The 13,200-nt window shown below is 61.6% G+C and carries 13 protein-coding genes and 1 pseudogene; 8 read left to right on the plus strand and 6 right to left on the minus strand.

Translation table 11 applies throughout. The features are described 5' to 3' along the window. Position 1: 1 nt before the first annotated feature. Positions 2-268: a type II toxin-antitoxin system ParD family antitoxin gene (locus N2597_RS04415; protein ID WP_009993190.1), complete on the minus strand. Its 267-nt coding sequence runs from the start codon at positions 266-268 to the stop codon at positions 2-4. Between the two features lie 159 nt (positions 269-427). On the opposite strand from N2597_RS04415, the gene N2597_RS04420 reads away from it, so the two are divergent. Next, positions 428-670, plus strand: a complete 243-nt coding sequence (locus N2597_RS04420) for a hypothetical protein (protein ID WP_096765024.1) — start codon at positions 428-430, stop codon at positions 668-670. 132 nt (positions 671-802) lie between these two features. Next, entirely contained in the window at positions 803-1,120 is a 318-nt protein-coding gene (locus N2597_RS04425) for a hypothetical protein (RefSeq protein ID WP_096770883.1), read from the plus strand. A 12-nt stretch (positions 1,121-1,132) separates the two neighbouring features. On the opposite strand, the gene zwf is transcribed toward N2597_RS04425, so the two are convergent. Together zwf and N2597_RS04435 are read right to left on the minus strand one after the other, a co-directional pair. Beyond that, positions 1,133-2,650, minus strand: coding sequence for a glucose-6-phosphate dehydrogenase (gene zwf, locus N2597_RS04430; RefSeq protein ID WP_183599804.1), 1,518 nt, complete (start codon positions 2,648-2,650; stop codon positions 1,133-1,135). A 168-nt stretch (positions 2,651-2,818) separates the two neighbouring features. After that, positions 2,819-3,697: a LysR substrate-binding domain-containing protein gene (locus N2597_RS04435; protein WP_183599846.1), complete on the minus strand. Its 879-nt coding sequence runs from the start codon at positions 3,695-3,697 to the stop codon at positions 2,819-2,821. Positions 3,698-3,870: 173 nt separating this feature from the next. Between N2597_RS04435 and speB the strand changes: the two genes are divergently transcribed. The 6 genes and pseudogenes from speB (at position 3,871) to N2597_RS04465 (ending at position 10,064) form a co-directional block, all read left to right on the plus strand. After that, positions 3,871-4,929 (plus strand): agmatinase, encoded by a 1,059-nt coding sequence (gene speB, locus N2597_RS04440; protein WP_077994768.1) that lies wholly within the window; start codon positions 3,871-3,873, stop codon positions 4,927-4,929. A gap of 104 nt (positions 4,930-5,033) precedes the next feature. Next, the gene (locus N2597_RS04445; protein ID WP_077994769.1) at positions 5,034-6,116 is read left to right on the plus strand and encodes an ABC transporter substrate-binding protein; all 1,083 of its coding nucleotides are present in this window, start codon (positions 5,034-5,036) and stop codon (positions 6,114-6,116) included. 60 nt (positions 6,117-6,176) lie between these two features. Further along, positions 6,177-7,211 carry an ABC transporter ATP-binding protein gene (locus N2597_RS04450; RefSeq protein ID WP_077994770.1) on the plus strand — a complete coding sequence of 345 codons (1,035 nt, stop codon included), beginning with the start codon at positions 6,177-6,179 and terminating at the stop codon, positions 7,209-7,211. Further along, positions 7,208-8,065 (plus strand): ABC transporter permease, encoded by an 858-nt coding sequence (locus N2597_RS04455; protein ID WP_064706566.1) that lies wholly within the window; start codon positions 7,208-7,210, stop codon positions 8,063-8,065. The genes N2597_RS04450 and N2597_RS04455 overlap by 4 nt, the downstream gene beginning before the upstream one ends. Next, positions 8,062-8,859 carry an ABC transporter permease gene (locus tag N2597_RS04460; RefSeq protein ID WP_077994772.1) on the plus strand — a complete coding sequence of 266 codons (798 nt, stop codon included), beginning with the start codon at positions 8,062-8,064 and terminating at the stop codon, positions 8,857-8,859. The genes N2597_RS04455 and N2597_RS04460 overlap by 4 nt, the downstream gene beginning before the upstream one ends. Before the next feature lie 186 nt (positions 8,860-9,045). After that, positions 9,046-10,064: pseudogene (locus N2597_RS04465) on the plus strand (Ldh family oxidoreductase). A gap of 99 nt (positions 10,065-10,163) precedes the next feature. Here N2597_RS04465 and tam read toward each other — a convergent pair. The 3 genes from tam to N2597_RS04480 all read right to left on the minus strand — a co-directional run bounded on the left by tam (position 10,164) and on the right by N2597_RS04480 (position 12,940). After that, positions 10,164-10,934 carry a trans-aconitate 2-methyltransferase gene (gene tam / locus N2597_RS04470; RefSeq protein WP_183599806.1) on the minus strand — a complete coding sequence of 257 codons (771 nt, stop codon included), beginning with the start codon at positions 10,932-10,934 and terminating at the stop codon, positions 10,164-10,166. Between the two features lie 97 nt (positions 10,935-11,031). Further along, positions 11,032-12,306, minus strand: coding sequence for a hemolysin family protein (locus N2597_RS04475; protein WP_106795381.1), 1,275 nt, complete (start codon positions 12,304-12,306; stop codon positions 11,032-11,034). 166 nt (positions 12,307-12,472) lie between these two features. Next, positions 12,473-12,940, minus strand: a complete 468-nt coding sequence (locus tag N2597_RS04480; RefSeq protein WP_106795380.1) for a cupin domain-containing protein — start codon at positions 12,938-12,940, stop codon at positions 12,473-12,475. Positions 12,941-13,200: the final 260 nt, after the last annotated feature.

The following is a 13,200-nucleotide window of genomic DNA, read 5'->3' on the forward strand; positions in this document are numbered from 1 at the left end:
CCTACTTGGCTTTCGCCGCATCATTCCGACGTTTGGTTTCAAAGCGAGAGCGCACCGTCTCGGCCGGGATGCCAAGGCTCGGCTTGTTCATCAGCTCGTCGTAGCGCGCCGGGATCTCCTCATTGAGCCAGCGCTCGCGGGCCGCCTCATGATCCTCCAACAGCCGTAGGCCTGCACGGACGACCTCGCTGGCGTTGTTGTAGCGGCCGGATTCCAGCTGCTTCCTGACAAACTCCTCGTAGTGGCTTCCGAGCGCAACGTTGGGCATGGCTTTCCTTTCGTTATCATCAGTATGGGGTAGTCGTTCCGTTGTGGCAATAGATATCAATCTTAGCCTAAGAATACGCGCGTGATAATTCCCGGTCGCCCTTGCCTTGCAACCTTTGTCGGTTAAGTAGGGATTTCCGTCGAAAAGAAGGATAGCCGCATGACTGTCTGGCGCCCACCGCAGCAGATCAGGGTGAAGGTGATCGGCCTTGCATGGAGGCAAGACCGGCTGCTCGCCGCGGAAGTGGAGGATGACGGCGGCCGCAGTGAGGAAATCCGCTATTCCGAGCTCGACGAGACGGCGGCGACGGCGCGCTGGTTCGGCCGCAACATGGTGCGCGATGCCGGCATCGATCTCTATCCGACAGGGCTGGAGAAAGTGCTGTCAAACTGGCGCGATTGAGCCGGAGAAGACGCCTGTACGCGGCCGATATTCTGCTCGCCAAACTTTGATCGCTCGTGCTCGTCCCATAGGGAACAACGAACGCAGAATCGCTGTTTCTGTCGCATCGCCGACACCAGAAGGAATAGCATCATGCGCAGGTTTATTGCAGCAACGTCGATCGCTCTCCTCAGCCTCTCCGCCCCGGTCCTCGCCCAGACGAATATGGGCATGGATGCCAGCGGCCGGATCGACGGCACGCCGCCGCTCGGCACCTCGCCCGGTGCCGAGACGCAGAACGGGCTGGTCATCCCGCTCGATTCGATCGAAACCGGCAGCATCGACGAAGGCGCCCCGAGCGGCCGCGTCGACTGGGCGCGCTGCCCGCCGCGCAAGGCCCGCGGCGCGCTGGCCACTGAAGGCGGAAATAGCGGTGCCTCCGTCAGCCCCGCATGCCGTGAAGATCGATAATAGGGAAGGGCGCTATTTGCCGTTCTTCGCCTCTCTGTGCAGGATGACGCCGAGTTCATGCCATTTTCGCCCGTCGCGCTCGATGAGTTCGTCGCCGCAGGCCGGCCCCATGCTGCCCGGCGCGTAAGCCTCGGGCGTGCTCGGGTCCTTGCTCCAGATGTCGAGGAAGGGCTGTACCGCCGCCCAGCCGGCCTCGATGCCGTCGGCGCGCTGGAACAGTGTCTGGTCGCCGATGAAGAGATCGTAGAGCAGCGATTCATAGCCTGTGGTCTTGCCGATGTCGAACTTGTCGGCGTAGCGGAAGTCGAGCGAGACTGGCGTGGTATCGACCGAAAGCCCCGGCGACTTGATCGAGATTTCCATGCTCATGCCCTCGTCGGGCTGTACCTGGATCACCAGCCGGTTCGGCGGCAGGCGGCGATTGACTTCGGTCTCGCGAAACTGCGCGAAAGGCACAGGCTGGAAGGTGATGACGATCTCGGTGTCGCGCGCCGTCAGCGCCTTGCCGGTTCTCAAATAGAAGGGCACGCCCGCCCAGCGCCAGGTATCGGCATAGAGCTTCAGCGCCACATAGGTCTCGGTCCGGCTGTCGGGTGAAACGTCTTTGGTGTCGCGATAGGCCGGAAGCTCGACGCCGTTCAGCGGCCCGGCCGTATAGGCGCCGCGCACGCCATGCGTTTTTGCTTCCTCGGGCGTATAGATGCGCAGCGCCTTCAGCACCTTGCTCTTCTCGTTGCGGATCGCTTCGGCATCGAAGCTGTTCGGCGGCTCCATGGCGATCATCGCCAGCAGCTGGAAAAGATGGTTCGGCACCATGTCGCGCAACGCGCCTGTGGCATCGTAGAATTTGCCGCGGCTGCCGACATCGACGATTTCGGCGGCGGTGATCTGCACATGGTCGATATAGCGGCTGTTCCACAAAGACTCGATGATCATATTGGCGAAACGCGCCGTCATCAGGTTCTGCACCGTCTCCTTGCCGAGGAAATGGTCGAGCCGGTAGATCTGGTTTTCGCCGATCTGGGCGAGGATCTGGGCGTTGAGCGCCCGTGCCGAGGCGAGATCGGTGCCGAACGGCTTCTCGATGGCGACACGGCGGAAGGTGCCGTCCTTCTCGTCGGTCAGGCCATGGGCGGCGAGCTTCTCGACGATCGAGCCGAAGAAGGACGGCGGCACCGCGAGATAGAAGGCGGCATTGGCATCCGGCCCCAGCCGCCTGCCGATCTCGAGGAAAATATCGTCCTTGGTGAAATCACCCGATGTGTAGCTTATGCGCCGGCGCAGGCTCTCCCAGGCTTCGTCCTTGACCGTCTGCTCTTCGCCGTTGAGGTGGTTGAGGAAGGCGTCGAGCCGGCCGCGCAGGAATTCGTCGTCGCCCGGCTCGATGCCGATGCCGAGAATATGGAGATCCTCGCCGACGAGGCGCGCGCGCGTCAGGTTGATGATCGCCGGCACCAGCAGCCGGCGCGTCAGATCGCCGGTGGCGCCGAAGATGACGAGGGTGACCGGCGGGGTAGGGGCAGCGTGCATGTATCATCTCCGAGATTTTGTGTCCGACTATAAAGCCTGCCGGTTCCGTCGCAACATAGGCGGCGAGGGGTAACAGGCATTTGACATTTCGGGGCAGCAGGGGTGCCGAGACCCCCGGTGGCTGCAAGAGGCAATGTCATGGATGGCTCTCGATCAAGCAATCAGTGCTCAGTTATGGACGAGCGAAGCATAGAACCAGTCGATGAAGACACGCACGATTGGCGTCGCATGAGCCTCGGTTCGGCAGGCCACATAGACCGCGTCGTTGGCCGGGACCGTAAGGTCGAATGGCGCGATCAGCTCGCCCCGCGCGATCATGTGCGCGGTGGTGATATTGTCGCCGAGCGCAACGCCGTGGCCGTGCATGGCCGCCTCGATCGATAGGCGCGCGTCGCTCATCATGTGCTGGCGCGCCGGCAGCGCAATGCCGGCGGCGGTCAGCCAGGTGTTCCACTCACTGCCGCGATCGGCGTGCAGCAGCATATGGTCACGCAGGTCGCGCGGGGAGCGCAGGGGACGCCTGTTCATGAGCGCCGGGCTGACGACAGGGAAGAGCTCCATCCGGCTCCACAGGCGCGACCAATAATTGGGCCAGTTGCCGCTGCCGTAGAGAATGCACAGGTCGACATTCGGGGAGTTCAGATTGTTCGGTTCGTTCGAGGCGCGCAGGTCGAGCTGGATGTCGGGATATTGATCGGTGAATTCCTGAAGCCGCGGGATAAGCCACAGCGACAGTACTGCCGCAACACAGGTCACGCGCAGCGTGCCGCCGGTCGAGGGCCGGGTCATCGCGGCTTTCGCTGCTGCGATGTCCGAAAATGCGTTGGAAACGACCGGCATCAGCAACGCGCCCTGGCTTGTAAGCTTCAGCCATTTGCCGCCGCGTTCGAACAGGCGCACGCCTAGCGATTCCTCTAATGTGCGTATCTGATGGCTGATCGCGCCGTGGGTGACATTCAACTCGCGGCCCGCCGCGGAAACCGATCCATGGCGGGCGGTTGCCTCAAACGCGCGTAGCGGGTTGAGGGGCGGCAGACGGCTGGACATAAGCAATGACCTGTGAGAAAAACTCGCACGAAGCTGTATATTAATATCAATTGATTTTCCAGCGAGCTTGCCGTTCAATCACTAAAAGAAGCCATCGGCCTCTGCGGCAAAGCTGCAGCCGAGGACCGATTTGCCATCCTGATCGCAACATCGTCACCCTCAAGAAGGCCGTCATGTCCTGGAATGAAACCAAGCTTTCCGAACTCCGAGCCAGATATGGCGACAGCCACGGCGGTGAGTTGCACCATCCTGAGTTCCGCAAGGTCGCGGAGAAGATCTTTAACAAGAGCGGCACCAGGCTCGCGCCCTATTCGGGAATCCCGACATTCCTCTCCGCCCCGCTGATGCAGGTCGACAACGAGGACCCGGATTTCGGTGATCTGCAGGTCGCGATCCTCGGCGTGCCGATGGATCTGGGGGTGACGAACCGCCCAGGCTCACGCTTCGGGCCGCGCGCGCTACGCGCCATTGAGCGCATCGGGCCTTACAATCACGTGCTCGGCTGCGCGCCGGTTCAGGAACTGCGCGTGGCAGACATTGGCGATGTGGCGTTTCAGAGCCGCTACCGGCTGGAATTGTCGCATGAGGATATCGAAACACGCGTCGCGCAGATCGTTAACGCCGGTGTGCTGCCGCTCTCGGTAGGCGGTGACCACTCGATCACCCATCCGATTCTGCGGGCCGTTGGCAAGGAGCGGCCAGTCGGCATGATACATATCGACGCCCATTGCGACACCGGCGGTGCTTACGACCTGACCAAGTTCCACCACGGCGGGCCGTTCCGCAACGCGGTGCTCGACGGTGTGCTCGACCCGACGCGCGTGGTTCAGATCGGCATTCGCGGCTCGGCTGAATATCTCTGGGAGTTTTCTTATGCCTCGGGCATGACGGTGATCCATGCTGAGGAGATCTCGGCAATGGGCATTCCAGCAATTATCGAAAAGACGAAGGCCATCATCGGTGACGGGCCAACCTATCTTTCCTTCGACATCGACAGCCTCGATCCGTCTTTCGCGCCGGGCACCGGCACGCCGGAGATTGGCGGCTTCACCACCCGCGAGGCGCTGGAGCTCATCCGCGGCTTCAAGGGCGTGAACTTGGTCGGCGGCGATGTCGTCGAGGTCGCGCCCCAGTATGACGCTACCACCAACACAGCCCATGCTGGCGCGCAGATGCTGTTCGAAATATTGAGCCTGATGGCGTTCAGCCCGGCAATCCGCCGTGCCGCCTGACGGCCCTGGCCGCAGCTCAAGGCCAGGAACGAAAAGAAGGCTGCAAAGGCCTCGAATAAATTGAAAGAGGGAAGCGGCGTGCCGCATCGGTTAGGAGAAAGACGATGACGAAACTGACAACGAACCGCCGCACCGTGCTCGGCCTCGGAATAGGTGCGGGTGTAGCCATGTTGGCAATGCCCAATGTGCTGCGCGCTCAGGACAAGTCGCTGAAGGTCGGTGTTTATGGCGGCTACTTCAAGGACTCGTTCGACAAGAACATCTTTCCGGAGTTCACCAAGGCGACCGGCATCGCCGTCGAATCCGTCGCAGAGCCGACCGGCGAGGCCTGGCTGGTGCAGATGCAGCAGGCAGCCAAGGCAGGCCAGGCGCCGGCTGACGTTTCGATGATGTCGCAGGTGTCGATGCGCAAGGGTCAGGCCACAGAGCTGTGGGCTCCGCTCGACCTCGCCAAGATCAAGAACTCCAGCAACCTGCTTGAGCGGTTCGTCAACAAATACCAGGATGGCCGCGTCGCCGGCATCGGCGCGGTCTCATGGTTCATCACCCTGGTCACCAACACCGATGTTTACAAGGAAGCGCCGACCAGCTGGACCGCGCTGTGGGATCCCGCCAATGCCGACAAGCTCGGTCTGCTGGCGCTCGTCTCCAACTCCTTCCTGCTCGACGTGACGGCAAAGACCTATTTCGGCGGCGCCCAGGCGCTCGACACTGAGGAGAGCATCCTCAAGGTCTTCGCCAAGCTGGCCGAGCTGAAGCCGAATGTCCGCCTGTGGTATCGCGACGAGGCGCAGTTCGAACAGGCGCTAAAATCGGGTGAAATCCCGATGGGACAGTATTATCACGACGTGACCGGCCTCGCCGCCGCGGACGGCCAACCCGTTCGCTCGACCTTCCCGAAGGAAGGCGGCATCCAGGACGCGGGCTCGTGGGCGCTGTCGAAGGCGTCGCAGAAGACGGAAGAGGCGCATATCTTCATCGACTATATGTGTCAGCCGTCCATCCAGGCCGTGCTGTCACGCAAGGTAGGCACGTCACCAACGGTCAAGCGCGAAACGACCGACCTGAACGAGAAGGAATTTGCGGCGGTTTCCTCCGACATCGAACCGATCATTCCACACTACGACATGTACATCTCCAAGGCCGACTGGCTGAACGAGAAGTGGACGGAAATGATCGCCAGCTGACACTGATCGTGCTTTCGCAGGCCCCGTTCAGGGGCCTGCCTTTCGGTTGGGAAGGGGCATATGTCGGGACTCACGCTTCAGAATATCGTCAAGGACTTCGGCGCCTTTCGCGCCGTCAACAATGTCGACCTGACGGTGCCGCACGGCGCATTCGTCTGTCTGCTCGGCCCCTCCGGCTGCGGCAAGACAACCTTGCTGCGCATGATCGCAGGTCTAGATCTGCCGACATCGGGCCGCATCACGCTCAATGGGAACGACATCACGAGGACGCCCACGCACCAGCGCGAGCTTGGCATGGTGTTCCAGTCGCTGGCGCTGTTCCCGCACCTGACGGTAGGCGAGAATATCGCCTATCCACTTCGCATTCGCGGCCGGCCGAAGGACGAGCAGGCAAAGCGCGTCGAAGAGCTGCTGGCGATGATTTATTTGCCGGGCTACGCTGATCGAGCCGTGTCGAAACTTTCGGGCGGCCAGAGGCAGCGCGTCGCAATCGCTAGGGCACTGGCGATTTCGCCAAAACTCTTTTTGCTCGACGAGCCGCTGTCGGCGCTTGATGCCAAGCTGCGGGAAGCCATGCAGGTGGAGCTTCGCCAGCTTCATCAGCGGCTCGGCATCACCACGATCGCCGTCACGCACGACCAGCGCGAGGCGATGACCATGGCCGATACGGTGGTGGTCATGAACGGCGGTCAGATACGCCAGGCGGCGTCGCCGACCGAGATTTATCGTAGGCCGGCAGACAGCTTCGTAGCGGATTTCATTGGCCAAACAAATCTGGTCGAGGCCAGGCGGGAGGGCGGCGCGGTCAGCATATTGGGGCAGCCGGTCGCCGACTTGTCGCTGTCGGCAGGGATCGAGCGCGCCACGCTCTCGATCCGGCCGGAAGACGTGCGCCTGGGCCCGCCGAAGGCCGGTGCACTGATGGGCGAGGTCATCTTCGTGCGCGATCTCGGCGGCGTCGTCGAAACCTTTGTCAATGTCGGCGGTCAGCAGTTCATTGCAGTCTCGACGCCGCGCGAGCGCCCTGACGTGGCGGTTGGCCAGAAGGTCGGCATTGCGCTCACCGACAAGGACTGCGTGGTGCTCGAGCAATGAGACGCGAAGCCCCCCAGACGCTTGGCGACTATGCCCCGCTAGCCTTCCCGGCGATCATGCTAATCGTCTTCTTCGTCGTGCCTTTCGGCACCATGATTTCCGTCAGCTTCTTCAAGCGCCAGCAGGGCGCCTTCTACACGCCTGATTTTGTCTTCGATAATTATGTCCGCTTCCTCTCTGCCTTCTTTGGCGGAGTGCTCAGCTTCTCGCTGATCCTTGCGATTGCGGTGGCCGTCATGTGTGTCGTTCTGGCCCTGCCTTTCACATATCTGCTGATCCGTATGAAGCGGAGCACCCAGGTGGTCTGGCTGGTCGCACTCCTTTCGATCCTGTCCCTTTCTGAGGTAATCATCGGTTTCGCCTGGTCGACGCTGTTTTCGCGCACGGCCGGCATCACCAACCTGTTCGTGTGGCTCGGCCTCATGCAGCAGGCAGTCGCCCTGACGCCGAGCATCGGGGCCGTTGTCACGGGCATGGTCTATCAGGCCTTCCCCTACACGGTCCTAGTCCTCTATCCCGCGCTGGTGCGGCTTGATCCGACGCTTTCGGAGGCCGCGCGTACGCTCGGCGCTTCGCCGGTCAAGGCATTCTTCACCGTCGTCGTGCCTGCGCTTCGCGATACGATCGTCGCCACGCTGATCATGGTTTTCATCTTCGCGCTCGGGTCCTATCTGTTGCCGCAACTGCTCGGCCGCCCGCAGCACTGGACGTTTTCCGTGCACATTACCGACCAGGCGATCTATCAATCGAACATGCCCTTCGCGGCTGCCATGGCGGTTTTCCTGGTATTGGTCACACTAGCCCTTGTAGCGCTGACCCTGCTCGTTGGCCGCCGAGGAGGGGCGATCAAATGACTATTCTCCGCAACGTTCTTTTCGGGGCCGTTGGACTGTTTCTCGCTCTGCCGCTGATCGTCGTCGCCGGCGTGTCGGTCAACGCCAAGCAGAGCTTGACCTTCCCGCCGCAAGGCTTCTCGCTCGGCTGGTACGGTGAAATATTTCTCCACATGGAATGGCGCAACGCGCTGATCGCGTCACTTGTGCTCGCGCTCTCGTCGGCGGCGCTGGCAGTGCTGATCGCCTTGCCGCTAGCCTGGTTCCTATGGCGCCGCTACGCGCCCTGGGCCAATATCTTCCAGTTGCTCGGAGTGGCGCCCTTTACCCTGCCGCCGGTTATCACGGCGCTCGGCCTGCTGACTTTCTGGGCCACGACCGGATTTTACGGGCAGTCGTGGACGGCGGTGATCGGCCACGCCATCTTCTTCGTCACGCTGCCGTTGGTGACCATTTCGCTCGGCTTTTCGGCCATCGATCACTCGCTCGTAGAGGCCGCGTCGACCTTGGGCGGTGATGATCGCGCTGTGTTCCGAACCATCGTTCTGCCACTGATTTCGCCGTACATCGTGTCAGGCTACGCTTTTGCCTTTGTGCTATCGCTCAACGAATACATCGTTGCCTACATGACGGTCGGTTTCACGATGGAAACGCTGCCGATCAAGATCTTCAATTCGCTGCGTTACGGCTACACGCCGACCATGGCGGCGGTGACGGTCCTGTTTGTGGCGACGGCAGCGATTGTCTTCAGTCTCGTCGCACGCTTCGGCGACCTGCCGAAACTGCTGGGCGCGATGACTTCCAGCGAGCCCTGATCGAGGCAACCCATCGCCGCCACGGAACCCCAGGGCGTCATGCTGTTTGCCTCCGCCACCACTGGGCGTCGCGGCGGCGATCATTTGATGAACATCCTCAAAGCCGTTGAAGACTTTGCCGCATGTGGCTGGCACCCAAAGAGGCAGGGCGGGCGAAAACCGAACTTAACTTCGATGGAGAATCGGATGACTGAAGCCGTTACGATGAGCGTGGAAGCCCTGCAAAGTCGCGTCGTTGCCATCTTCGAGCGCGCAGAATTGAACAAGATCAAGGCGGCGGCTCTGGCCCATGTCATCGTGGCCGGAGAACGCGATGCCTGCAAGTCGCACGGCATTTACCGCATCGAGGGTGTGCTGCGCACGGTAAAGGCGGGCAAGGTGAAGCCCGATGCCGCTCCTGTTCTCGCGCCGGATGACGGCAGCGCGATCGTCAGGATCGATGCGCGGGGCGGATTCGCAAATGCGGCGTTTGAGCTCGGCGTACCTGCCCTGGCGGAACGCGCAACGCGGCTTGGCATCGCCGCCATGATCGTCAACGATTGCTCGCATTTTTCGGCGCTGTGGCCAGAGGTCGAGGCGTTGACCGCGCACGGTCTCGCAGCATTGGTGATGTGCCCGAGCTATGCGACGGTTGCCCCATCCGGAGGCAGCAAGCCTCTGCTCGGTACCAATCCGTTTGCCTTCGGCTGGCCTCGCAAGGACCAGCCGCCTTATGTGTTCGATTTTGCCACTTCGGTGGCCGCGCGCGGCGAGATCGAACTGCACCGCCGCGCTGGCAAGCAACTGCCGGAAGGTTGGGCGATTGACGCTGCCGGCAACCCAACCACTGACCCGGTTGCTGCGCTCGAAGGTGCAATGATGCCCTTCGGCGGCCACAAGGGGTCCGCCATCGCCACCATGATAGAGTTGCTCGCCGGCATCATGATCGGCGATCTCACCAGCCCCGAGGTTCTAGACTACCTCGGCACGACGATCTTGGCGCCGTTCCATGGCGAACTGATCATTGCAATGTCACCCGAAGCCTTCGCCAGAGGCCGCCCCGGCGATCGTTCGCGCGCGCCGAAGTGCTCTTCGAATCGATCGTCGGACAAGGTGCGCGGCTTCCGTCGCAGCGCCGCTTCACCGCGCGCATCCAATCGGAAGCCAAAGGTATCAGCCTGACCGCAGCTGAGATTACCCAACTGGATGCGTTGTTGGAGGGCTGACCGCTGTTAACTAAAGCGCTCGCGTCAAACGGACTAGGGCAATTTGTGCGAAACCATTAGCCGGTGTGGGAGGTAGGTGAGCATACCGGCCGCAACCGATCATTTTTTCACCGCCACCATAAAAATTCGCGGGAACCGCAGCAGCACCCGCCCGTCCGATAGCTTCGGATAGGCCCTTTCCACCCGTTCCAGATAATCCGCCAGAAAAGCCTCGCGGTGCTTTTCGCCGGCATGGGCGAGATAGGGCATCAGCCCGGTGCCCTTTACCCATTCGACGATTGCCGCCGCATCCGCCATCGGGTGGTTGTAGATGGTGTGCCAGATATCGACGCGCGAAGCCTTGGCGATCAGCCTGGAGTAATAAGTGGAGGGCGGAGCCAATGGCTGGCGGCGCACGCTCTTTTTCTCGAAGGCGGCCTTCCACGGGCCGGCATGCGCGCTCTCTTCCATTGCCAGATGCGAGGGTTCGCCGAGATTGTCGGGCATCTGCACGGCGAGCACGCCGCCAGGCGAAAGCCCGTCCATCAGCCGGTCGAAAATGTCGAGATGATCGGGCAGCCATTGGAAGACGGCATTGGCAAAGAGCAGGTCGGCCGGCTCTGTCGGCTGCCAGCTGCCGAGATCGGCCTCGACGAAGGCGGTGCCGGGAAGTCGCTTGCGGGCCGCCTCCAGCATATTGACGTCGCTGTCGAGGCCGGCGACACCTTCGGCGCCATAACGCTCAATAATGAGTTCGGTCGAATTGCCCGGCCCGCAGCCGAGGTCGACGGCGCGGCCGATGCTCTGCAGCGGCACCTGCGCCAGAAGATCGCGTGCCGGGCGTGTGCGTTCGTCCTCGAATTTCACATATTGGCTGGCGGACCATGCCATGGCGGTACCTCCTGATGTCGGGCCACAATTCCCTGTGGCGGATGCCGATCCTGTCGAGTTGCTCCGTCGGGCTCGACGATCTCAACGGCGCCGGCTTTCACTCCGCAGATACAAGTATCTTGTCCACGCGCCTGCCGTCGAGATCGATGACTTCGAAGCGCCATCCGTCTCGCGTGAAGCTCTCACCCAGTTCCGGCAGGTGTTTCAGCTCTTCCAGCACCAGGCCGGCCACGGTTTGATATTCGAGATCGTCATCGAGCTTGAGATTCAGGAATTCGGCGAATTCGTCGATCGGCGTCCAGCCGGACACCAGGTAGGAGCCGTCGTCGCGGCGGGCGATGGCCTGTTCGTCGACCGGCCCCTCCTGCAGAGCGCCCATGATCGCTTCCAGAATGTCGCCTGACGAAACAATTCCCTCGAAATGGCCGTACTCGTCGAAAACCAACACCATGTGGACCGGCGATTTCCGGATCGCTTCGATCACATGAATGGCGGTTGAAAGGTCTGAAACCACAGGAACGTCCTGCGTCAGGGCCTTGATATCGGCACTGCCGTGTTCGGACATTGAATCGTAGAAATCCTTGACCGGAAGAATGCCGATCACCTCGTCCGAACTGCCTTTTCGAACGGGCAACCGGGACCGTTTCGTCCGGTGCAGCTGCGCGCGAATTTCGTCAAGGCTGTCGTCGATATCGATGATTTCGACGTCGCGCCGGGGCGTCATCAGTGCGCGGGCGGTGCGATCCGCGAGCCGCATGACGCCTGAAATCATCGCCGACTCTTCGCTTTCGATCACGCCTGCGGACTGCGCCTCGGCCAGAACTGTTTTGATCTCCTCGTCGGAGACGTTGTCGCCGCCTTTCCCTGATTGGCCCAAGAGCTTGAGCACAAGGTTGCCGGAGGCGTTCAGAAGCCAAACGAGCGGCAGCGCAATTTTCGAAAGCAGCGCCATGGCGGGCGCGACCTTCGCAGCGACGGCTTCGGGTTCCCGCAACGCGATCTGCTTTGGCACAAGTTCGCCGACGATCAAGGAAAGATAGGTGATGGCGACGACGACCGAACCGACGCCGACAGCGTCTGCAGCCCCCGACGACATGCCCTGTGCTTCCAGCCATCCGGACAAACGGCCGCCGAGCGTGGCCCCTGAGAAGGCGCCCGAGAGAACGCCGACCAGGGTGATGCCGATCTGAACCGTGGAGAGAAAGCGGCCGGGGTGTTCGGCAAGTTTGATGGCCTGGGCCGCACCCTTGCTGCCATTGTCGGAGAGAACCTTCAGGCGGGCTGTTCGAGAAGACACGACAGCCAGCTCAGACATGGCGAGCACACCATTGAGAATGGTGAGAAACGCCACAATTCCAATTTCCAGAAACACAGGGACCCTATTCGTTATTGATCAGGCGACGCGGCGAGGCATTCGACGAGAGGCTATATATACGCATCGCCCATCGTCTTCCATCGTCGTGTTAAGATCGATGTCGGTTCTCTCCGTCTTTGGAAATGCCTGAGACAGCAAGCGGGATCCAGGCCGGAAGGTCTCGTCACGCCGCCAGGATCGTAATCCCATAGGCATTGGCGGCCGCCGTCATGCGGGCGATGGTTTCCGCCGAAGGGCTGGTCTGCGGTGGCTCGCTTGCGCCTTCCGCTTCGATGAATTCGGCCATGTCGCGATCGACGACAGCGGAAAAGACCGCCGGAACGCTTCCGCGGTTGGCATAGCCGTGCACCATGAAGGGCGCGATGGTGACGATGTCGCCGGCGCCGGCCTCGATCTCTTCAGGGCCGTTGTCGGTCACCCGCCAGATCGTCAGGCGTCCCTCGAGGATGCGGAACACCTCAGGGCTTGCATGCGCATGTCTAGGCGTCCGGCTACCGGGCGGCACGGTGACGTCGAAGATGTTGAGCCAGGTTCCGCGGATACGGACCTGTCGTTCGATCCGGTCGCCGAGGACGAAAAAGCGTTTTGCCTCCTTGCCGGCAGGCATTGTCACAAATGAGTTGGACATCATGTCTCTTTCTTCTTCTTGGTTTTTGTTTGCGGGGCAGCCGTTAAAGCTTGGCGCCTTTGACAACAGCCCCGTTGTCATGGCTGCCGACGATCCCGGTCGGCACGCCGGTGACGGCGATATCGGTACGGTCGGCCATTTTCGCAAGGCCTGCCGGCTGCGACAAAATGCGGAGGCCCGCATTTCCGGCCGGCGCCTGTAATACCGCCGACACAGAAGAGGCGCATAGAACGCGGCGGCTGTTCCGGCCGCCTTGAGGCCGC

The organism is Rhizobium sophoriradicis, assembly GCF_025200795.1.
GTDB lineage: Bacteria > Pseudomonadota > Alphaproteobacteria > Rhizobiales > Rhizobiaceae > Rhizobium > Rhizobium sophoriradicis.

Bases quoted from the DNA above. Each gene is read 5' to 3' on its own strand.
- N2597_RS04415 (WP_009993190.1), bottom strand. From the start codon at position 268: ATGCCCAACGTTGCGCTCGGAAGCCACTACGAGGAGTTTGTCAGGAAG.
- N2597_RS04420 (WP_096765024.1), top strand. From the start codon at position 428: ATGACTGTCTGGCGCCCACCGCAGCAGATCAGGGTGAAGGTGATCGGC.
- N2597_RS04425 (WP_096770883.1), top strand. From the start codon at position 803: ATGCGCAGGTTTATTGCAGCAACGTCGATCGCTCTCCTCAGCCTCTCC.
- zwf (WP_183599804.1), bottom strand. From the start codon at position 2,650: ATGCACGCTGCCCCTACCCCGCCGGTCACCCTCGTCATCTTCGGCGCC.
- N2597_RS04435 (WP_183599846.1), bottom strand. From the start codon at position 3,697: ATGTCCAGCCGTCTGCCGCCCCTCAACCCGCTACGCGCGTTTGAGGCA.
- speB (WP_077994768.1), top strand. From the start codon at position 3,871: ATGTCCTGGAATGAAACCAAGCTTTCCGAACTCCGAGCCAGATATGGC.
- N2597_RS04445 (WP_077994769.1), top strand. From the start codon at position 5,034: ATGACGAAACTGACAACGAACCGCCGCACCGTGCTCGGCCTCGGAATA.
- N2597_RS04450 (WP_077994770.1), top strand. From the start codon at position 6,177: ATGTCGGGACTCACGCTTCAGAATATCGTCAAGGACTTCGGCGCCTTT.
- N2597_RS04455 (WP_064706566.1), top strand. From the start codon at position 7,208: ATGAGACGCGAAGCCCCCCAGACGCTTGGCGACTATGCCCCGCTAGCC.
- N2597_RS04460 (WP_077994772.1), top strand. From the start codon at position 8,062: ATGACTATTCTCCGCAACGTTCTTTTCGGGGCCGTTGGACTGTTTCTC.
- tam (WP_183599806.1), bottom strand. From the start codon at position 10,934: ATGGCATGGTCCGCCAGCCAATATGTGAAATTCGAGGACGAACGCACA.
- N2597_RS04480 (WP_106795380.1), bottom strand. From the start codon at position 12,940: ATGATGTCCAACTCATTTGTGACAATGCCTGCCGGCAAGGAGGCAAAA.